Here is a 21,335-nt window from a genome sequence, read left to right on the forward strand (position 1 = left end):
AAAATGAATGATAACATTGCTAAGAAAATGGGGCAACGCCCAAAGGTGCAAATTTTCTTCAGTACCGTTTTGGGTCTTGTAGTTGCTGTCTATGGATTCATTATCAGGCAAGATTTGTTAGTTTGGGAAGAAACAGGTGGAGAAAAACTCCTCCCACGCTTTATTTACTGGATTTATTCTTTAGTTGGTGCTACTGGAGTCGCTCTCGTATTCCTAGCAGTGAGTATGATTTTCTTTGTCAATAGCTATCGTATTTTCAAAAAATTAAAAGCTTAGATGTTAAGGCTTGGCTTTTGATGATTTGATTGTGGCATTCAGTTGTAGAAAGGTTGAGATATGTCCATTCAAGATTTACGTGATGTAAAAATTATTACAGCAATGATTACCCCTTTCAAAGAAGATGGCTCGATTAATTTTGAAGTTTTACCTGAGTTGATTGAACATCTGTTGTCCCATCACACAGAAGGGATTTTATTAGCAGGAACAACTGCCGAAAGTCCAACCCTGACACACGAGGAAGAACTGGAACTATTTGGTGCTGTGCAAAAAATTATCAACGGTCGTGTTCCCTTGATTGCAGGTATCGGTACAAATGATACGCGAGACTCGATTGAGTTTGCCAAAGAAGTGGCGGCATTCGGAGGCTTTGCGGCAGGGCTTGCTATCGTGCCTTACTACAACAAACCCTCTCAAGAGGGAATGTATCAGCACTTCAAGGCTATTGCGGATGCCTCTGATTTGCCAATTATTATCTACAATATCCCAGGTCGTGTCGTGGTTGAAATGACGCCAGAAACCATGTTGCGTTTGGCTGAGCATCCAAACATCATCGGTGTTAAAGAGTGTACAAGCCTTGCCAACATGGCTTACCTAATTGAGCATAAACCAGAAGACTTCTTGATTTATACAGGTGAGGATGGCGATGCTTTCCATGCAATGAACTTGGGAGCAGATGGTGTGATTTCTGTTGCATCTCACACGAATGGTGATGAGATGTATGAAATGTTTACAGCCATCGAACAACAAGATATTCGAACAGCAGCCGCTATTCAACGCAAGTTCATTCCGAAAGTCAATGCCCTCTTCTCATATCCAAGTCCTGCACCAGTTAAGGCGGTTCTTAATTACCTTGGATTTGAAGTTGGTCCACTCCGCTTGCCGTTGGTTCCATGCCCAGAAGAAGATGCCAAACGCATTATCAAAGTAGTCGTTGACGGCGACTACGAAGCAACCAAAGCCACAGTAACAGGAGTTGTAAGACCGGATTATTAAAAATGTCTGGGGGAGTGAAACAGTTCGGGGAACTGTTTCAGCTGGTCACCAAGAAATACGAAAGTGACCATAGAAGACCTCAGCCAAGAAATGTGAAAGCGAGGATAGTCAGGGGAGTGACTATTTTAACGTGAGTTAGAGCATAAAGAGTGAGGAGTTTAGAAAAACATTAATCTAGAGGAGCTTCTGGCCATTTTCCTCGTTTTATTTAAGTTTACACAAGCACATCAGTTATCTGGTGTGCTTTTTAGTTGCAAGCCTTTTCATTTTTTTGTCATTCTTGATATAATGACTAAAAACGATAAAAGGATTAAGTATGAATATTGTTATTATAGGTTCCTCCTTTGCTGGTTTAAGCGCAGCTTTGGAATGTCGAAAATTGTATCAGAATGCTCAGATAACACTAATTGATAGAGAAAAAGATGTGGCTTACTTTCCAAATACCTTGAATTGGAAAGTGGCAGGAAAAATTTCTGGTTGGGAAGAAGCGAAGATTTCTTTGTTCAGTGAGGTGCAGCATGCAGCTATTTCTTGTCTTCTTGAAACAGAATGTCTCGCAGTTTATCCCGAAATGCGAAAGGTAAAGATACGGCATCATCAAGATATAGGTGATATTATTTATGACCGGCTAATATTGGCTATGGGAGCTAGTCAAACATGGGAATGGGGAACGGAAGAACTTCAAGACTATCTAATTCGCTCAAAAACGCTATCTCAAGCACAAGCTAGTATAGAGAAATTGACAGATGCAAAAACAGTTGCAGTGATTGGAGCAGGACAGATTGGTTTGGAAAGCTTGGATGCTCTTAGCCAGTTGGATTTGAATTTGCATGTGTTTGAGGCGCAAGATTCACTCCTTGCAAAGTACGTTGATGAGGATATGATTGCGCCGATTCGTCAAGAGATGGAAAAAAGAGGAATCCAACTTCATTTATCCGAAACAGTCAATCAGATAACGATTGATACTCAGGAAGAACAGCTGGTTTGCTATACAGTCACAGGTAATTATCCAGCTGATTTAGTCTTGCCATCCACCAATTTGACGCCCAATATTCAGCTAGTGAAAGACAGGCTAAAAGTGACTGCTGAAGGGACTGTATGGGTGGATGAGTTTCTTGAAACAAGTCAAGAGAATATTTTTGCTGTAGGTGATTTGGTCAGTCTCCCAGTAGATTATTTTGGTCAGGCATATCTTCCGATGATTCATCATGCGATTATGACAGGGAGGATGGCTGCTCGAAATTTGCAAAAGAGGATTGCTCCTATTAAGAGAGCCCAGCGGGTTGTTTCTAGTCATGTATTTGGCTATTATATAACTAGCCTTGGCTTGACCGAGAGTGAGGCGAGCTTGTGGTTGGAGAGTAAATCGATTCGGATTAGAAGGTCATATAGCCAGTGGGAACCAACTTTAGTAGATTTCAAGCTGATTGTCGAAGAAACGAGTGGGCGCATCATAGGGGGACAACTCGTTTCTACTGCAGATTATATTGAACAGATGGATGCACTGTCTCTTGCGATTTCAAAGGATTTGACCGTCTTTGACTTGGTAGAACATTCTTGGCTCTGTCTTCCTGGAAATACTCCTCTGGTCCCCTTCATCGTAGAGGCCGCTCAAGAGTATATTCGGCAATTTTATCAGGTTGATGGGGAGGGTGTCTATGCGGATTGATTCCTTATTGGAAAAGCGGGAGCGCGCCATTTATCAACTCCTCCTCTACTTAGAAGATAGGAAAGAGGCGCCATCAGTAAAGGATATTTGTCCCTATTTAGAATTGTCAAAATCAACTCTTCTTCGCTATATTGTATCTTTCAATGAAGAAGCAGAAGTAACCGACTTGGGACTCTCTTTTCAACTTGAAGATGAAAGGGTCTTTTTGAAGAAAAAGGCCAGTTTGAGTCTTCATCGTATCCTAGCCTATCTCTGTCAAACCAGTACCAAATATCAAATTATTATATATTTATCTGATAAGGAAGAGGTTTCTATTCAACAGCTGGCTCAAGAATTGCTGATAAGCGAAGCGACTCTGAATCGCCATCTTGCCTCTTTGAACCAGATATTGGCAGAATTTGGTATTGGAATCAAGAGTGGTCGTCTAAAAGGTAGTGAGCTTCAAATACGGTACTTTTTACATCAAATGTTGAGTTTGACTACTACGAGAGCGGAATTACAAGAAGAGTTTATGCTAGGGAAAATAGAGGCCTTATTGCCGGTTTTTGAACGCTTCTATCAATCACCGCTCAATCCTAAGCAAGCCCATCGTCTGTTGTTGTGGTTAATGATTTCACAGCAACGCTCTCGATTACGACAGCTAGATTTTAAGCACCTTTACAAATTGATGGAATCCTATCAAGAACATAAGTTTTACCGACGTTTGAGAAAGATGTATTTTACACTAAGTCAGCAACAATCCACCTCTTTCCAAGAAGGGGAGATTATGGCGTTGTTTGCTTTCCTGTTTAGCCATTTCATTTTAGCGCCGCATCAATTAGAGCAGGTTCTTGGTTTCGGTGGGCCGATTATGGAAGCTACCTCTTTGGCTCTTCAGAAATTACGGTTATATTTTGAGGAAAATTTACCAGTCTCAGAAGAAGCACTCTATCATCTGAACCAAATTATGAGCCAGCTATATTTCTTTTATTCTTCCGTTGAACTGGAAGAAGTAGAAGCTTCTAGTTTCTATCCAGAAGCAGAAGACTTGCTAAAAGATGTCTATAAATCAGTTTTTCATAGAAAAGTCGATAAAGAAATAAGGAACTCTTATCTGACAAATATTGCGGATTTGTATATTTATTTTAGCCAGGTCCAGCCTATACAGGTCAAGGTTGCTTTTGCTTCTACCCTACATGAGGTTCTATCCTATCCTCTCTTGTTGCAACTAAGGGAGAAGTTAGAAGGCAATCGTCAGGTTCTTATTGAACCATATCAAGCAGGATATGACTATGATTTGATCATTACAGATTACCTCGAAAATACAATCATTCCAGTTTATTGCCTAGGAAATCGATTGAAAATCCAAGACATCGTACAATTAAAGGCATGGATACAGGATATATATCATCAAAAGTCCTGTCAATCAGAGATTATGGCGACCAAAACTTCTTTTCCTATCGAGCATCGCTAGATGATGTCAGATAGTCTTTGTGAAAAATGTAAGTGCATTTAACCTTAAAAAAATATTTTATAAACTCTGATAACAGTTGATAGAATCATCTTTCTAGCCACTGCTTATCAGATTTTTTTATTTTTTTGAAAAAAATGATAGGAAAAATTCACAAGAATGGGTTAGAATAGAATTACCAGGAAAACGGAAGCGTTTTCAAAAAAGATAAACAAACAGGAGGGAGACCTATGTCTACTGAAAAATACATCATGGCAATTGACCAAGGAACTACAAGTTCACGTGCCATTATCTTCAATAAAAAAGGTGAAAAGGTTGGCAGTTACCAAAAAGAGTTTACGCAAATTTTCCCGAAACCAGGTTGGGTTGAACATAACGCCAATGAAATTTGGAATTCTGTTCAGTCTGTGATTGCAGGGTCCTTTATCGAAAGCGGTGTTCGTCCTGATCAGATTGAAGGAATTGGTATTACCAACCAGCGTGAAACAACCGTTGTTTGGGATAAGGAAACAGGACTTCCAATCTACAATGCGATTGTCTGGCAATCTCGTCAAACAGCTCATATTGCTGACCAGCTGAAGGCGGATGGTCATGCAGATATGATTCATCAAAAGACTGGACTTGTAGTCGACGCCTACTTCTCAGCAACCAAAGTTCGTTGGATTTTGGATCAAGTCCCTGGAGCGCAGGAACGTGCTGAAAAAGGTGAGATTCTCTTCGGTACCATTGATACTTGGTTGGTTTGGAAATTGACTGATGGGAAATGCCATGTGACGGATTACTCCAACGCAGCTCGTACCATGCTCTACAACATTGAAGAGTTGAAATGGGATGATGAAATTTTATCTCTTCTCAATATTCCAAAAGCCATGCTGCCGGAAGTTCGTTCAAACTCTGAAGTTTACGGCACAACAGCTCCATTCCATTTCTATGGCGCAGAAGTGCCAATCTCTGGCATGGCAGGTGACCAACAGGCTGCCCTATTTGGACAATTGGCATTTGAGCCAGGTATGGTGAAAAATACTTACGGAACTGGTTCCTTCATCGTGATGAATACAGGTGAAGAGATGCAGTTATCACAGAACAACCTTCTCACAACAATTGGCTATGGAATCAACGGAAAAGTTTACTATGCGCTTGAAGGATCTATCTTTATCGCCGGTTCGGCGGTTCAATGGCTCCGTGACAGCATGCGAATGGTGACTACATCACCTGAGTCAGAAGAGCTTGCTCGTAAGTCTACCAGCAATGATGAAGTCTATGTTGTTCCAGCCTTTACTGGACTTGGTGCTCCGTATTGGAACTCAGATGCGCGTGGCTCAGTCTTTGGTCTCACTCGTGGTACGACTAAAGAAGACTTTGTCAAAGCAACTCTTCAATCCATTGCCTACCAAGTTCGTGATGTCATTGATACCATGCAATTGGATACAGGTATTGATATTTCTGTCTTGAAGGTTGACGGTGGTGCAGCTATGAACAGCCTCCTCATGCAATTCCAAGCAGATATTTTGGGTATTGAAATCGCACGCGCTCAAAACCTTGAAACTACAGCTCTTGGAGCAGCATTCTTAGCAGGTTTGGCAGTTGGTTTCTGGAAAGATTTGGATGAATTGAAAGAACTCAACGCTGTCGGCCAATCCTTCCAACCAACCATGAACGAAGCTCGTAAAGAACAACTTTACAAGGGATGGAAAAAAGCTGTCGCAGCAACTCAACTATTTGCAGAAGTGGATGAAGAGCAATAAAGGACTTGTTAGCTAGGGGAAAGAAGGCTTTCCTCTTGCTAGACAGTCCTATTCGAAAGTTAGGAAGTGAATCGTATGGAATTTTCAAAAGAAACAAGACGCTTAGCTATTGAGCGAATGCAGGATCGTCAACTTGACCTCTTGATTATTGGGGGTGGTATTACAGGTGCTGGTGTGGCTTTGCAGGCAGCAGCAAGTGGCATGGAAACAGCCTTGATTGAAATGCAAGACTTTGCAGAAGGAACTTCCAGTCGCTCAACAAAATTGGTGCATGGTGGATTACGTTATTTGAAACAATTTGACGTGGAAGTAGTATCGGATACCGTATCTGAACGTGCTGTAGTACAAAATATTGCCCCACATATTCCAAAGCCAGACCCGATGCTCTTGCCAGTCTACGACGAGCCAGGTTCAACCTTCAGTCTTTTCCGTTTGAAAGTGGCTATGGACCTCTATGATCTCTTGGCTGGCGTCAATAATACCGATATGGCCAATAAGGTCTTGACTAAAGAAGAAGTACTTGAACGTGAACCAAACTTGAAGCAAGAAGGTCTGATTGGTGGTGGTCTTTATCTGGACTTCCGTAACAATGATGCCCGCTTGGTAATTGAAAACATCAAACGTGCAGCCAAAGACGGTGCCTTGATTGCCAGCCGTGTCAAAGCTGAGAAATTTATCAAAGATGAGGCTGGAAAAGTTGTCGGTATCGTCGTTCGTGATTTGCTGACAGACTGCACATTTGAAATTCGTGCGCGTTTGGTCATCAATACAACAGGACCATGGAGTGATGAAGTGCGTAATCTGGGTGGAGAAGGTTCAGGCGTTCTCCAGATGCGTCCGACCAAGGGTGTGCACCTAGTTGTCGATAGCTCTCGCTTGTCTGTACCACAGCCGACTTACTTTGATACTGGTCATGCGGATGGTCGAATGGTCTTTGTCCTTCCGCGTGAAAACAAAACCTATTTTGGTACGACTGATACAGACTATACTGGTGATTTGGCAAATCCAATGGTAACCCAAGAAGATGTTGACTACCTGCTTGATATTGTCAACAATCGCTTCCCAGAAGCAAATTTGACCCTGGATGACATTGAGAGCGGTTGGGCAGGTCTTCGTCCACTCTTGTCTGGGAATGGTGCTTCTGACTACAATGGTGGCAACAACGGAAAACTCAGTGATGACAGCTTTAATAGCTTGATTGAAACGGTCAAAGGTTATTTGAACAATGAAAAGACACGTGACGATGTGGAACATGATTTGACACATTTGGAAGGCAGCGTTTCTGAAAAACACTTGGATCCTTCAGCTGTATCACGTGGCTCTGCCCTTGACCGTGATGACAATGGTTTGCTGACTCTTGCAGGTGGAAAAATCACGGACTTCCGTAAAATGGCCGAAGGAGCAATGGAAAAGGTTGCAGACATCCTCAAAGAAGAGCATGGTCGCAGCTTCAAACTCATCAATTCTAAGACTTACCCAGTCTCTGGTGGTGAATTAAACCCGGCTAACGTTGCAGAAGAAATCGAACATCTGGCTCAACTAGGTGTGAAGAAAGGTCTTGTCTATGATGATGCGCTTTACTTGGCAAACTTGTACGGCTCAAATGCGCCAAAAGTCTTTGCCTTGAACCATAAAGTAGAAGCCGTTTCAGGCTTGAACAAGCGTGATTTGCTTTCCCTACACTATGCTATGAAGGAAGAGATGACCTTGACCGCAGTTGACTATCTTCTCCGTCGTACCAACTACATGCTCTTTATGCGTGAGCAGTTGGATGCGGTGGCACCAGACGTTTTGAAAGAAATGGCGGCTTACTATGCTTGGTCAGAAGAGGAAGTTACTCAACAGGAACAATTGTTGGCAGATACACTTGTTAAGAATGATTTGACTTATTTGAAAGAAAAATAGATAGAGGTGCATGATGACAAATGAATTAATCGGTGAAGTACTGGGTACTGCCTTGCTGATATTACTTGGTAACGGTGTTGTAGCAGGGGTAGTGCTAGATAAGAGTAAGGCCAAGGATGCTGGTTGGATTGTAATCACAATTGGTTGGGGTCTAGCAGTAGCCATGGCAGCCTTTGTGAGTGGTTTATTGGGCCCAGCCCACCTCAACCCAGCTGTATCAATTGCCATGGCCTTTGCAGGAAATCTCCCATGGGGGTCTGTAGTCCCTTATATCCTTGCACAATTTATCGGAGCCTTTATCGGAAGTATCTTGGTCTACCTCATGTACAAAGATTACTACGATGCAACAGAAGACACTGGTGCTGTGTTGGCAACTTTCTCTACTGGACCTGCCATCCGTAACCTTGTTTCCAATACAATTAGCGAAGCAATCGGAACCTTTGTTTTGGTCTTGGGATTACTGGCTTTCGGTCAGTATGATTTTCCAACAGGGATTGGCACTTTAATCGTCGGTGGTTTGATTGTATCACTCGGAGTTTCTCTTGGTGGTCCAACAGGATATGCCCTAAACCCTGCGCGTGATCTTGGTCCTCGTATCATGCATGCCATCCTTCCATTGAAGCACAAGGGCGATTCAGATTGGGGCTATGCTTGGGTACCAGTAGTTGGTCCAATCATCGGAGGCTTGCTTGCGGCTGTCCTTTATGGTCTCATTTTTTAAGAAATATCCTTCTCTAATCAGCAATGGTTAGGGAAGTTTTTTATTACTTGACTGTCAATCGTGAGCAAAAGATTGTTATTTATCAATAATTAGTGATAAAATAGGTCTATCAACATCAGTGAGGTCATCTTATGAACAATACAGGTATTCATCACATTTCAAGCTTGGTAGGAAATATTCATCAAGCCTATCATTTTTATCATCATATTCTCGGCTTAAAATTGACATTGAAAACTGTCAATCAAGAAGATTCAAGCATGTATCATCTCTTTTTCGGTGATGAAGAGGGCCACTTTGGAACGGAATTTACCATTTTTGATATGCCCAATCATCCTAGTCATCGATCAGGCAGCAATCGTTTGGAAAGAACTGTTTTTCTGGTTAAAGATTTTCCTGCCTTGGAATTCTGGCAGAAAAGACTGACAGAGTTTGAAGTGGAAAACGAAGGAATTCAGGCTTTTGGCAATGGGCATATTCTGAATTTCCAAGATGAAGATGGACAGCTGCTTGGCTTGACTTACCATAAATCAGTCGGAGAAATGTTTCCATATGAAACAGATGAAATTCCGTCGGAATACGCTATTCTTGGCATTGCCAGTCTTCACATGCGAATACGTGAAGAAAAGGCATTACTAAGTTTGCTGACAGAGACTTTTGGTTTTGTCGAGGAAGATCGATTTGTTTTTGAGGATAAGATAGTGATTTCGCTACTTTTTGACAACACCTTCCAACATCGTCTATATTTGATACTTGACCAAGAGTCGCCAATCAGCGTGATGGGAGTCGGGGCCATTCATCATATTGCATTTGGTGTCTTAGATGAGTCCGACTTGGAAGACCTGATTAGTCGCTTAAATCTCATCAATCGTCCACATTCTGGTATCATTAATCGAGATTTCATTCATTCCTTGTACTTCCGAGCGCCGAATTACCTTATGTTTGAGGTGGCAACCATGACTGGTGAGCGCGAATCGGAAATGCCGGCTCAGAATGAAGAGTTGGATCAGGTAGACCTATTTTTGCCAAGTTTCTTTGAGGAGGAGCGACAGGAAATTGAAGAATCTCTTTCACAACGATACTAGAGGATACTAGCATGAATTATCATTTCGAGGATGGGACGAATTCCCGCCTATTAGTCTTTTTTCATGGTTCAGGTGGAGACAAGGACTCCATGCACTTTCTGCGCAAACAGTTGGATCCAAAAGCTTCTGTCCTTTCCTTTGATGGCAGTTGGGGCCAAGGCAGAGAAAGGCGGTTCTTTGCACCGCTGATCGACGGTCATTTGGATCTTGTCGATTTTGAAAGGCGCTTGTCGGTTTTTCTGGATTTTTGGCAGGACTTGGACATCCGAGAGTATCGTCAGATTACTTTCGTAGGTTTTTCAAACGGTGCTAACTTTATCATGGGCTTGTTGACCAAACAGTCAAACCTGGCGGACAATTATATCTTACTCCATCCCTCAGCCTTAGATTATGCATTTCCTATAGAAAATAGCAGAGCAGAACTTTTATTTACGTTAGGTCAGAATGATGTTTTAATTGACCCAATGGCTCTTGAAAATCTTGTAGTAGACTGGCGAGCGTCAGCTTTTCCCAAAGCCAACCTAGTTCGTTTTGATAAGGGACATTTTTTAAGTCAGGATGAATTGAACTATATCAAAGATTGGTATCAAGAAAGAATAGACAAAAAGACCTGAACAAATAAGTTCAAGTCTTTTATGTGTCTTAGATTAGTGTTTCCAATTTATCCACCAATGAACCAACGTAGGCGATGGTTTCTTTGAGTGGTTGGTCAGTTGAAACGTCAACACCTGCGTGTTTAGCAAGGTCTTGGGCAGAAAGACTTGCACCGAGTGACAAGGTTTCCAACCATTTTTCAACAACTTCTTCAGGGTGTTCTTCCAATTGTTTCGCCATAGCAGTACCGATGGTCAAACCAGCTGAGTAGGTATATGGATACAAACCAATGTAGTAGTGCGGTTGACGCATCCAGATAAGACCTGCATCGTCACCGATTTCAAAGTCTTCACCCCAGAATTCCTTGATGACATCCAACTTGATTTGACAGAGAATATCACCATTGAGGTATTCTTCATTGTCCAAACGAGTGTAGACTTCACGTTGGAAGGCTGCTTCAAGCAAGTGAGTGACCATGTTGTGGAAGTAAGTACGGCTGATCAACTCGCTAATCAAGTAAGCCTGGAAGCCAGGGTCTTGGTTGTTTTTCAAAAGGGTGTTACATGTCAAGACTTCATTAGCAGTAGAAGGCGCCTCGATGAAGTAAAGGGATGGATCGTAGCTGAGGACACTTTGTTTCTTAGCCAATTGGAAATGACCAGCATGTCCCAATTCGTGAGCCAATACCAAGACCTCGTTCATCAAGCCTGTCCATGAAAGTAGGATGTAAGATGGTCCATCGTAAAGAGTAGCACAGAAGCCACCAGTAGCTTTACCTTCGTTTTGAGCAAAGTCAATCCAACGCTCATCAAATGATTGTTCAATCATTTTCACATAATCTTCACCAAGAATGCCCAGGCAGTCAATCAAGAATTGTTTAGATTCTTCAGGTGTGATGCGTTGGTTGTATTCCGATGGCAAGCTGATTTTCAAGTCAGCATGTGTGATCTTGTCCAATCCATGAGCCTTAGCAACCAATTTCACATAGCGACGCATGTGAGGAGCCAATTCCTTCATGATGACATCAATCTGACGATCAAATAGGTCACGAGAGACATTTTGACTGTGCAAGAGGAAGTCAATCGTATTGTCAAATCCACGCAAGCGAGCTTCGATTTGCTCATTCTTGATATGAGACAAATAAGTTGCTGCAGTTGTATTCTTGTATTTCTTCAAGGTTGAATAGAAACCAGCAGCTGAATTGCGACGGATTTCGGTATCATGGCTGAGCTCATAATCATTTTCAAAGAGCACATAGCTGTTGCCGAGCGTTTCGCCATTTGCCTCGAAGTTTTCAAATGTCATATCTTCAAACTTGGTCACACCGTAATTATTATATGGCTGACCAAAAGTTGGGGCGAAGTTTGAGAGAAGTTCTTCTTGTAGCGGATGAAGCTGATGCGGCTTGTCACGGAGAATAGCATCAAAGAATGCAGCCCATTGTGGTTGTTCTTCTTTTAATTCAAGAAGAAAGGCTTCATCTAATTGACCAAGTTCTGAATAGAGGAAATCTCGTTGAGGACGTGCCTTGGCAGAAACGAGGTCGTATTCGTTGGCCAGGCTCGCCAATTCAGTATTCATCTTATCGACTTCCAAAGGAAGGAAGGCATAGTGGGAAAGTCTGCTATCAAGAATAACGATTTTTTCGTATTCTGTTAAGGCGGAAACGATGGTATCCTTATCAGTTAGCTTACCTTTGTAATTCGATTCGAAAGCTGTCACTTGCTTAGCGTAGGCTGCTAAATTTTCTTTGTAGTTGTCAGGGGTTGGAAATAAAATGTCCGTATCCCAGGTTAATTGCACATCAATTTCTTGACGTTTAGGCATTGCGTTTGTCATGATTTTCTCCTTATTTCATTTTAATAGGTCCATTATATCATACTAAAGGGCTTTCAGCGAAAATAAGCCAAGGCAAAATTTATGAAAAAGAATACTTGACAAAATACACAAAAACCTAGATAATGTAAGTATGAAAGGGTTTACTGAAAACCAGAAAGGAGCTTTTATGCAAGTCATTAAACGTAGTGGAGAGATTGTTGAATTTGACCCAGATAAAATCTACCAAGCCATCATTAAAGCTGCACAGACAGTCTATGTCATTGATGAAACTTGGCGGAAAAATCTTGCTCAGGTCACAAAGAAAGTAGTGCTTGACTTGGAAGAAGCTCATACAGAGCGACCAACGATTAGCATGGTTCAGTCGCAAGTTGAACACCGTCTTTTAGATGCAGGGTATATTTCTATTGCTGAGCATTATATTTCCTATCGCTTGCAACGTGATTTGGAACGTAACGGCTATGGCGATAAGATTATTGTACATCTGCGTTTTGAACAAGTACGTTAAGAGAAACCTAGAGAAATCTAGGTTTTTTGCTTTTATATATCTTTACATTGTTTAAAGAAAATAGCATTTCAAAAACTTTTTGAAAAAAAATGTGATATTCTGAGCATATTTTTTGAAATCGGTAACATTTATATTGTATAATATAGTTCGTAAAAAAATATATTTTCGAAAGTGAGATTTTACATTATGGCTAAAATCGTTGTTGTCGGTGCTAACCATGCTGGTACTGCCGCAATCAAAACTATGTTGACAAATTATGGTCAAGAAAATGAAATCGTTGTATTTGACCAAAACTCAAATATTTCATTCTTGGGTTGTGGTATGGCTTTGTGGATTGGTGAGCAAATTGGCGGTCCTGAAGGACTTTTCTACTCAAACAAAGAAGAGTTGGAGAGCTTGGGCGCGACAGTATACATGGAGTCACCTGTTACAAACATTGACTATGATGCCAAAACAGTTACAGCGCTTGTAAATGGTCAAGAACATGTTGAATCATTTGAAAAACTTCTTTTCGCAACTGGTTCACAACCTATCTTGCCACCAATCAAAGGTGCTGAAATCAAAGAAGGTTCGCTTGAATTTGAAGCAACTCTTGAAAACTTGCAATTCGTTAAATTGTACCAAAACTCAGCAGATGTTATTGAAAAATTGAAAAACAAAGACATCAACCGCGTAGCAGTTGTTGGTGCTGGTTACATCGGTGTTGAGCTTGCGGAAGCATTCCAACGTAAAGGTAAAGAAGTTATCCTTATCGACGTTGTGGATACATGTTTGGCTGGTTACTATGACCGCGACTTGTCAGACCTTATGGCTAAAAACATGGAAGAGCATGGTATTCAACTTGCCTTTGGCGAAACTGTTAAAGAAGTTGCTGGTAATGGTAAAGTTGAGAAAATCATCACTGACAAGAACGAATACGATGTTGACATGGTTATCTTGGCTGTTGGTTTCCGTCCAAACACTGCATTTGCAGGTGAAGGAATCGAGCGCTTCCGTAATGGTGCCTTCCTTGTAAACAAACGTCAAGAAACTTCAATCCCAGGCGTTTACGCTATCGGTGACTGTGCAACTATCTACGACAACGCTACTGGCGACACAAGCTACATCGCTTTGGCTTCAAACGCAGTACGTACTGGTATCGTAGCAGCTCACAACATCTGTGGCACTGACCTTGAAGGTATCGGTGTACAAGGTTCTAACGGTATCTCTATCTATGGTCTTAACCTTGTATCAACTGGTTTGACACTTGAAAAAGCTACTCGTCTTGGTTTGAACGCTGCTGTTACTGAAGTAACAGACAACCAAAAACCAGAATTCATGGAGCACGGCAACTTCCCTGTTACTATCAAGATTGTTTACGATAAAGATTCACGTCGTATCCTTGGTGCGCAGATGGCTGCTCGTGAAGACATCTCATTGGGTATCCACCTCTTCTCATTGGCAATCCAAGAAGGTGTAACAATCGAAAAATTGGCCTTGACAGACTTGTTCTTCTTGCCACACTTCAACAAGCCATACAACTACATCACAGTAGCTGCCTTGGGTGCTGAATAATTAATGAATACAAAAGCTCAGAGATGACTCTGGGCTTTTTTGATTTTTGTCTGGCACTTTGGGCACTAGCTATTGAAAGAAATTTTGGTATAATGGAGAGAATGATTTTTTAGAGAAAGTATGAGAAAATGAACCCATTATTAAACGGAATGAATGACAGACAGGCGGAAGCGGTGCAGACAACGGAAGGCCCGCTTTTGATTATGGCAGGTGCCGGATCAGGTAAGACGCGAGTCCTGACCCACCGCATCGCCTACTTGATTGATGAAAAAATGGTCAATCCTTGGAATATCTTGGCCATTACCTTTACCAACAAGGCTGCGCGTGAGATGAAGGAGCGGGCCTACGCCCTCAATCCTGCTACGCAAGACTGTTTGATAGCCACCTTCCACTCCATGTGTGTCCGGATTTTGCGTCGTGATGCTGACCATATTGGTTATAATCGCAATTTTACCATTGTCGATCCAGGTGAGCAACGCAGTCTCATGAAACGGATTTTAAAAAATCTCAATCTAGATCCGAAAAAGTGGAGTGAACGTTCTATCCTGGGAACTATTTCTAATGCCAAAAACGACTTGATTGATGACAAGGCATTTGAAGCGCAGGCAGGCGACCTATACACGCAGATTGTTGCAAAATGCTACACGGCTTATCAAAAGGAACTAAGACAGTCAGAGGCCGTTGACTTTGATGATTTGATTATGTTGACGCTCCGCCTTTTTGACCAAAATCCAGAGGTCCTGACCTATTACCAGCAGAAATTCCAGTATATCCATGTCGATGAGTATCAGGATACCAACCATGCCCAGTACCAATTGGTCAAGCTCCTGGCATCACGTTTCAAGAATATCTGTGTGGTCGGTGATGCGGACCAGTCTATCTATGGTTGGCGTGGTGCGGATATGCAAAATATCCTGGACTTTGAAAAGGACTATCCAGAGAGCAAGGTCGTTCTTTTAGAGGAAAACTATCGTTCGACTAAAACCGTCTTGCAGGCTGCCAATGAGGTCATCGAAAACAACCGCAATCGCCGTCCTAAGAAACTTTGGACTCAGAATGCCCAAGGGGATTTGATTACCTACTATCGTGCCAGAGATGAGAATGACGAGGCGATTTATGTTGCAGGGCAGATTGACCAGTTGCACCGAGAAGGCAAGGCTTATAAGGATTTTGCTGTACTATATCGGACCAATGCCCAATCCCGTACCATTGAAGAAGCCCTGCTTAAGTCCAACATTCCTTACACAATGGTTGGTGGTACCAAGTTCTACAGCCGTAAGGAAATTCGGGATGTGATTTCTTATTTGAATATCATCGCAAATCCATCGGATAATATCTCCTACGAACGTATTGTCAATGAGCCAAAACGTGGCGTTGGACCTGGTACGGTTGACAAACTCCGTGATTTTGCAACCAGCCACAGCATGTCCTTGCTAGAAGCTTCTCAGGATATTATGTTGTCGCCGATTAAAGGGAAGGCGGCGCAGGCAGTCTTTGACCTAGCCAATCTCCTCTATAATCTTCGTAATCAATTAGACAACTTGACTGTTACCCAAGTAGTCGAGGCAGTATTGAACCAAACAGGCTACATCGATGCCCTTGCAGCACAAAATACGCTGGAAGCAAATGCCCGCATTGAAAACATCCAGGAATTCCTGTCTGTTACCAAAAACTTTGATGAAAAGGATGTTGAGGAAGAAGAGACAGGTCTGGATCGCTTGACACGCTTCCTGCTTGATTTGGCACTGATTGCTGACACAGATGATGGCGATACAGAATCTTCAGAAGTGACTCTTATGACCCTCCACGCAGCCAAGGGTCTGGAATTTCCTGTTGTCTTCTTGATTGGTATGGAGGAAAATGTCTTCCCACTTAGTCGTGCAGCAGAAGAAGAGGACGAATTGGAAGAAGAACGTCGTTTGGCTTACGTAGGCATCACCCGTGCTGAGCAGACTCTTTACCTGACCAATGCCAATTCTCGACTCCTTTTCGGTCGCACCAACTACAACCAACCAAGCCGCTTTATCCGAGAAATTTCCAGTGACTTACTTGATTATCAAGGCCTCGCCCGTCCGGCCAATACTAGCTTTAAGGCTTCTTATGTCAATGGCAGAGCGACACAGTTTGGACAAGGCATGAGTTTGCAACAAGCCATGCAAAGTCGAAAAGCATCCGTACAACCATCTGCCAAGCTCGGAGGCAGTATGCCCTTCGCATCAAGCAACCAATCGTCAAGCTCAGGCACCAACTGGTCAGTTGGTGACATCGCAGTCCACAAGAAATGGGGACGCGGGACAGTCCTTGAAGTATCAGGTTCAGGCAGCAACCAAGAACTCAAAATCAATTTCCCAGAGATGGGACTTAAGAAGGTCCTGGCAAGTCTGGCACCGATTAGTAAGGAAGAGTAGAAACAAACAGACTTTTTTATGATAGAATAGACTATCTTCGAAAATGAGGTATGAAAATAATGGAAAAATTTTGTCAATCTTGTGCCATGCCCTTAAATTTGCATGATCAAGATGTTCGTGGATCAGAGAAAGACGGCAGCCACTCTAATTTGTTTTGTTCGTACTGCTATGCCAACGGTGAATTTTTAGAGCCAGATATTACCTTTGAACAAATGTTGGCCAAAGGAAAAAATGCAATTTCAAACGGTCAGGGTAATGCCTTTGTTAAATTTCTTATGAAAGCAAGTTATCCCCTGATGTTGAAGAAAACACAACGGTGGAAAAGTAATCGTTGACCTTGGTAATTAGATGAAACTTAGTTATCTCTGAAAGACTCATAGTTTCTCAGAATTTACACCTAATAATCGGGTTGAGAGATTCCGGTTAACGATTTTATGCCCTTGGAAGTGATTGGTTTCAAGGGTATTTTTTGGTTAGTCAAAATAGTTTTCATCATAAATTTTGATGGAATAGTTAAATGTGGGACTGAAAAGTGAGCGAAATAATTTTGGTAATGAATCGCGAGTGAGTTCATTTACCAATTCAGGGCTTTAATAAAGTAACATAAATGTGGTATATACTTTTCGGAGCTTCAAAAAGATTCATTTGCATTAGATTGAAGTTCAATAATGTGATATACTAATCATGCTATGGAAATTACAGTAAAAGATTTTAAAGATAGATTTATTGCGGTTTATGGTGAAAATGTATGGAAAGATTTTTATCAGACACATAGGAAACCATATCAGGTTAAAGTAGGTTTTCAATCCATAGAGGAAATTGAGTGTCATTTGGAAACTTATTTGTCAAATATAACAAATGTAAAAAAATTCTATTCTGATAATAACAAACAATTTCTGCGTTTTATTTTAATTAGCATTGAAAGAGCATATAGACCAGAGAGTAGAAAATATAACTTTTCTGAGCTATATTACGGATTTGGTAATGAAAAAAAGTGGGAAATTGAACATATTTTTTCATTGAGTAAATTTGATGATGAATTTAGCAATAAACGTTTCAGGACTCATGTAAAAAATAGTCTTGGCAATCTTACTTTAATTTCCAGAGATTTAAACGGCGATGCAACATACAAAGAGGCTCTATTTAAAGAGAAAAAAGAAATTATTCGCGGCTTCGAAGAAAAAGATTTCTATATTAATCAGGTTTTTAGAAGCAATGCAATTAGTGAAAAAGATTACGAAAAGTTATTAATTTGTCGTAAAGAACAGCTACAGAATGATTTTATTAATATATTTAAGCAAAATGATATTTGGAATTTTAGCTTATTTTATAATGAAGTTTTGCAACCTTTTTATTAATTAAGAAATGAAAAGTATTTTTCATATTCTAAGTTTTATTATATTTATTTTAAAGGATTCAAACCTATGGCTTACAAACATCTATTATTCGATTTAGATCACACGCTTCTTGACTTTAATCGCGGAGAAGAAGTTGCTCTGACACAATTTTTAGAATCCATGCAAGTAGAGGACATTGCGGCTTTTAAAGAAGTCTATCGACCGCTCAATCAGGGTATGTGGAAGGATTTGGAAAAAGGGAACATTACAAAGAAAGAGCTAATAAACACCCGCTTTTCACGGACCTTTGCCCACTTTGGTCGGCAAGTTGATGGAAGGGAGATGGCCTTGCGCTACCAAGAATTTATTGGGCGGCAGGGACAAATTTTTACAGGTGCAGATAAGCTTTTGCAGGAATTGACACACCGAGGCTACCAGATTTATGCAGCGACCAACGGCGTGACCTATATACAGGAAAATCGCTTGTTTCACTCACCGATTCAATCGTATTTTAAAGAAGTATTTATTTCTGAGCAGATGGGGACGCAAAAGCCTGCGGCTGATTTTTATGAAAAAATAGCAGAGCAGATTTCAGGTTTTCAGTTTGACCAAGCCTTAATGATTGGAGACAGTTTGACAGCAGATATTCAAGGCGGCAATAATGCTGGCATGGATACTGTTTGGTACAATCCGACTCATATGATAAATAATAGTAAGGCAGTTCCAACCTATACAATTAGTAGCTATCAAGAATTATTGGACTTACTATAGAATGTTTTAAAATTCTATAAGATTTTTCGTATATTTGTAATAAAAAATACACTATAAGGAGAAAAAGTGAACAGATTACTGAGACGTATTCGTCCAACCAAGCCCCTAAAAGAACTCACTTGGATAGATTTGATTATTATCACAACGATTTTATGTGGTAATGCTATTTATACCTCAACCATGCAATGGATAGCATCATTTTCCGCAACAGAAACCGTTGAAACAGGAGTTCTATCGTTTAGTCCAGCCGATAATTGGTGGGCTCTAGCCAATCAAGGAAAATTATTCCTGTTTGCCCTGGTGTATTTATTGATTCGGAATTATGATTTCAAGCAGCTAAAAGTAAAATTAGAGTGGAGAGTTTTACTCTGGGGTCCACTGATTTTCATCGGTGCTGGTCTGATTAGCGATTTGGCATTTACAGCTTTTTCATATATTCCAGGTCTGTCTGGTGGGTATAATTTCCTAGGATACTTGCCTTACTATGACTGGAATATCATGACAGTGCTCAACCGTTTCCTAGCCGTTGACTACAGCACAGTTATCTATTCCTTGTTTAATGGCTTCTATGAAGAGTTCTTTTTCTTAGGCTTATTGTTGAGTACAGATAAGAAAAAGCGTTCGCTGGTCTTACTCTTTTCAACAATTGTCCGTATATCTTTCCATACCTATCAAGGAATGGTATCTGCTCTTGTTATTGGTGTAGCCTTCGGCCTTTTCTATTACTACATGTACACAAAGAAAAATGATAATTTATTGCCATATTTCTTAGGACATGCTCTTGCGGATATGGTTGGTACAAGTTTCTTCTCATTGTTTATTGCAGGGTAAACAATGAGAAGAACGGACATCAAGCTAATCGGATAAAATTTCTTTCTCCCTACAGCTGACAAACGGATGATGATACATAGTTTCTATCAACTCGGTATCATCACCCGTTTTATTGTGCTGATATATTTAATCTGTTCAGTCAAATTTCGATTGCTTTATCATATTTTTTATCCCATATTTTTTTGAATTAACGGTTTATTTATGTTGAAATGTATTTTTATACATCAAAAAGGAGTATAGATATGAAACAAATAAAGAATCGTTTTAAAAAAACATATGTTTTGGATTGGACTCATTTCGTTAGTATTGATGCTCGTTGATAATGTCCTATTTTGTTATTTTAATATTGAATGTAATCGTACCTTAAACCAAATCGAGCAGACGATTTGTATCATCCTTAGTATTCTTGTATTTTTAGGAGTGCTAAATAATAAACCGGATGTGAAGGTAGAAGACATCATAAAAAACGGTATGTCATCTAAAAATCAACAATAATGTTTGTTTAGAAACTACTGATGAGGTATCTAGTTGTACTTACAGTTCAGTATCTCTAGCTAAGACGGATTTTTCAAAATATAGTCAGCATCTCCTAAAAAACTATTTTGTATAGAAATCACTTTACTTTTAAATACGACTATTTAACATCATATATGTCCGCCAGTCGAAAGGCTGGTGTTTCTATTTATGGCATGTGTGTTATCGTGAATACCACTACTTGAAGGAAAAGAATCGAGAGAAATTCAATGAACACTAAAAATATCAATAGTAGTTAAAATCATAAGCCGTCATTAGACGGGGTCCTATGATTGTGCTACAATAGACATAATTATAAGAGAACGGGGTGATGATAATGAAACGTACTATTCTGTTATGCTTGCCGACAATACTGTTACTAGCAGCATGTCATCAAAATACAAATCAGGCCAATACTACAAAAAATTCGTCAACAGTTGTTGCGACTACTTCAAGTCAGTCTGCTTCAACAACTTCGGAGCAGTCAACAAGCAGCTCTATATCGGCGGAAACGAATCAAGAAGTAACAAGTACAGAGACTCAGGTAAATTTTAACGGTTCCTATTATAGTGTACAAGGAAAATATGGCGAAGTGATTATCGCAAATAAAAAGCATCCGCTTGCAGCTGATTATGCACCGGGCGAAAATCCTGAAGCCTTAGCAGCTTTTCAACGATTAATAGCAGATATGCAGGCGCTAGGATTTGGTATCTCCAATAACTATAGTGGATTTCGTTCCTATGAAACTCAGGCAAGTCTCTACCAGTCTTATGTAAATCAGGAAGGACAAGCAGCGGCAGATAGGTATTCTGCGAGAGCTGGATATAGTGAACATCAGACAGGATTAGCCTTTGATTTATTGGATACAAGTGGTAATTTATTAGAAGAACCTAATGCTTCTCAGTGGTTGGCTACGAATGCACATCTATATGGCTTTATTGTCCGCTATCTTCCAGGAAAAGAGTCTAACACAGGCTATATGGCAGAATCCTGGCATGTACGATATATTGGTCAAGAAGCGACAGATATTTACAATTCAGGCTTAACCTTGGAAGAATATTTTGGTGTACCAGGTGGAGACTACTAATTTTACATTTAGTCAGAAATAAGTCGAAAAATTTGTCCGTATAACTAACTCG

Annotated in this window: 19 protein-coding genes; 18 read left to right on the forward strand and 1 reads right to left on the reverse strand. The window is 40.6% G+C overall.

Going from position 1 to position 21,335, the window contains the following annotated elements; translation table 11 throughout:
* The first annotated feature begins 3 nt into the window (after positions 1-3).
* The 9 genes from NOL38_RS01940 to NOL38_RS01980 all read left to right on the forward strand — a co-directional run bounded on the left by NOL38_RS01940 (position 4) and on the right by NOL38_RS01980 (position 10,458).
* Entirely contained in the window at positions 4-276 is a 273-nt protein-coding gene (locus NOL38_RS01940; RefSeq protein ID WP_105137806.1) for a hypothetical protein, read from the forward strand.
* A 60-nt stretch (positions 277-336) separates the two neighbouring features.
* On the forward strand, positions 337-1,272 hold the full coding sequence (gene dapA, locus NOL38_RS01945; RefSeq protein ID WP_277941213.1) for a 4-hydroxy-tetrahydrodipicolinate synthase: 936 nt from the start codon (positions 337-339) through the stop codon (positions 1,270-1,272).
* Between the two features lie 316 nt (positions 1,273-1,588).
* Complete coding sequence (locus tag NOL38_RS01950) at positions 1,589-2,941, forward strand: NAD(P)/FAD-dependent oxidoreductase (RefSeq protein WP_277941214.1); 1,353 nt, start codon at positions 1,589-1,591, stop codon at positions 2,939-2,941.
* Positions 2,931-4,394 (forward strand): AcpB/EbpR/MafR family transcriptional regulator, encoded by a 1,464-nt coding sequence (locus tag NOL38_RS01955; RefSeq protein ID WP_277941215.1) that lies wholly within the window; start codon positions 2,931-2,933, stop codon positions 4,392-4,394. Before NOL38_RS01950 ends, NOL38_RS01955 begins: the two co-directional genes overlap by 11 nt.
* A 227-nt stretch (positions 4,395-4,621) precedes the next feature.
* A complete protein-coding gene (gene glpK, locus NOL38_RS01960; RefSeq protein ID WP_024387618.1) occupies positions 4,622-6,136 on the forward strand; it encodes a glycerol kinase GlpK in 1,515 nt (504 codons plus the stop codon).
* A 75-nt stretch (positions 6,137-6,211) separates the two neighbouring features.
* The gene (gene glpO, locus NOL38_RS01965; RefSeq protein ID WP_277941216.1) at positions 6,212-8,041 is read left to right on the forward strand and encodes a type 1 glycerol-3-phosphate oxidase; all 1,830 of its coding nucleotides are present in this window, start codon (positions 6,212-6,214) and stop codon (positions 8,039-8,041) included.
* A gap of 13 nt (positions 8,042-8,054) precedes the next feature.
* On the forward strand, positions 8,055-8,762 hold the full coding sequence (locus tag NOL38_RS01970) for an MIP/aquaporin family protein (protein WP_277941217.1): 708 nt from the start codon (positions 8,055-8,057) through the stop codon (positions 8,760-8,762).
* 131 nt (positions 8,763-8,893) lie between these two features.
* Positions 8,894-9,844, forward strand: coding sequence for a VOC family protein (locus NOL38_RS01975; RefSeq protein WP_277941218.1), 951 nt, complete (start codon positions 8,894-8,896; stop codon positions 9,842-9,844).
* Positions 9,845-9,855: 11 nt separating this feature from the next.
* Positions 9,856-10,458 carry an alpha/beta hydrolase gene (locus tag NOL38_RS01980; RefSeq protein ID WP_277941219.1) on the forward strand — a complete coding sequence of 201 codons (603 nt, stop codon included), beginning with the start codon at positions 9,856-9,858 and terminating at the stop codon, positions 10,456-10,458.
* Positions 10,459-10,486: 28 nt separating this feature from the next.
* Here the strand turns inward: NOL38_RS01980 and pepF are convergent, their stop codons facing one another.
* The gene (gene pepF, locus NOL38_RS01985; protein WP_011922259.1) at positions 10,487-12,277 is read right to left on the reverse strand and encodes an oligoendopeptidase F; all 1,791 of its coding nucleotides are present in this window, start codon (positions 12,275-12,277) and stop codon (positions 10,487-10,489) included.
* A 166-nt stretch (positions 12,278-12,443) separates the two neighbouring features.
* Between pepF and NOL38_RS01990 the strand changes: the two genes are divergently transcribed.
* The 9 genes from NOL38_RS01990 (at position 12,444) to ldcB (ending at position 21,283) form a co-directional block, all read left to right on the forward strand.
* Positions 12,444-12,782 carry an ATP cone domain-containing protein gene (locus NOL38_RS01990; RefSeq protein ID WP_002935455.1) on the forward strand — a complete coding sequence of 113 codons (339 nt, stop codon included), beginning with the start codon at positions 12,444-12,446 and terminating at the stop codon, positions 12,780-12,782.
* 186 nt (positions 12,783-12,968) lie between these two features.
* A complete protein-coding gene (gene nox / locus NOL38_RS01995; RefSeq protein WP_014638055.1) occupies positions 12,969-14,336 on the forward strand; it encodes a H2O-forming NADH oxidase in 1,368 nt (455 codons plus the stop codon).
* Positions 14,337-14,464: 128 nt separating this feature from the next.
* Positions 14,465-16,744 carry a DNA helicase PcrA gene (gene pcrA / locus NOL38_RS02000; protein WP_277941220.1) on the forward strand — a complete coding sequence of 760 codons (2,280 nt, stop codon included), beginning with the start codon at positions 14,465-14,467 and terminating at the stop codon, positions 16,742-16,744.
* A 50-nt stretch (positions 16,745-16,794) separates the two neighbouring features.
* The gene (locus NOL38_RS02005) at positions 16,795-17,079 is read left to right on the forward strand and encodes a zinc ribbon domain-containing protein (protein ID WP_341829388.1); all 285 of its coding nucleotides are present in this window, start codon (positions 16,795-16,797) and stop codon (positions 17,077-17,079) included.
* Positions 17,080-17,433: 354 nt separating this feature from the next.
* Positions 17,434-18,102, forward strand: a complete 669-nt coding sequence (locus NOL38_RS02010; protein WP_208582779.1) for a GmrSD restriction endonuclease domain-containing protein — start codon at positions 17,434-17,436, stop codon at positions 18,100-18,102.
* 66 nt (positions 18,103-18,168) lie between these two features.
* Positions 18,169-18,852 (forward strand): pyrimidine 5'-nucleotidase PynA, encoded by a 684-nt coding sequence (gene pynA / locus NOL38_RS02015; RefSeq protein ID WP_277941221.1) that lies wholly within the window; start codon positions 18,169-18,171, stop codon positions 18,850-18,852.
* A gap of 66 nt (positions 18,853-18,918) precedes the next feature.
* Positions 18,919-19,683, forward strand: a complete 765-nt coding sequence (locus tag NOL38_RS02020) for a CPBP family intramembrane glutamic endopeptidase (RefSeq protein ID WP_063077035.1) — start codon at positions 18,919-18,921, stop codon at positions 19,681-19,683.
* Positions 19,684-19,992: 309 nt separating this feature from the next.
* Positions 19,993-20,178: a holin gene (locus NOL38_RS02025; protein WP_244229377.1), complete on the forward strand. Its 186-nt coding sequence runs from the start codon at positions 19,993-19,995 to the stop codon at positions 20,176-20,178.
* A 349-nt stretch (positions 20,179-20,527) separates the two neighbouring features.
* Positions 20,528-21,283, forward strand: a complete 756-nt coding sequence (gene ldcB / locus NOL38_RS02030; RefSeq protein ID WP_277941222.1) for an LD-carboxypeptidase LdcB/DacB — start codon at positions 20,528-20,530, stop codon at positions 21,281-21,283.
* Positions 21,284-21,335: the final 52 nt, after the last annotated feature.

The organism is Streptococcus suis (assembly GCF_029616525.1).
In the GTDB taxonomy this organism is placed as follows: Bacteria; Bacillota; Bacilli; order Lactobacillales; family Streptococcaceae; genus Streptococcus; species Streptococcus suis_AF.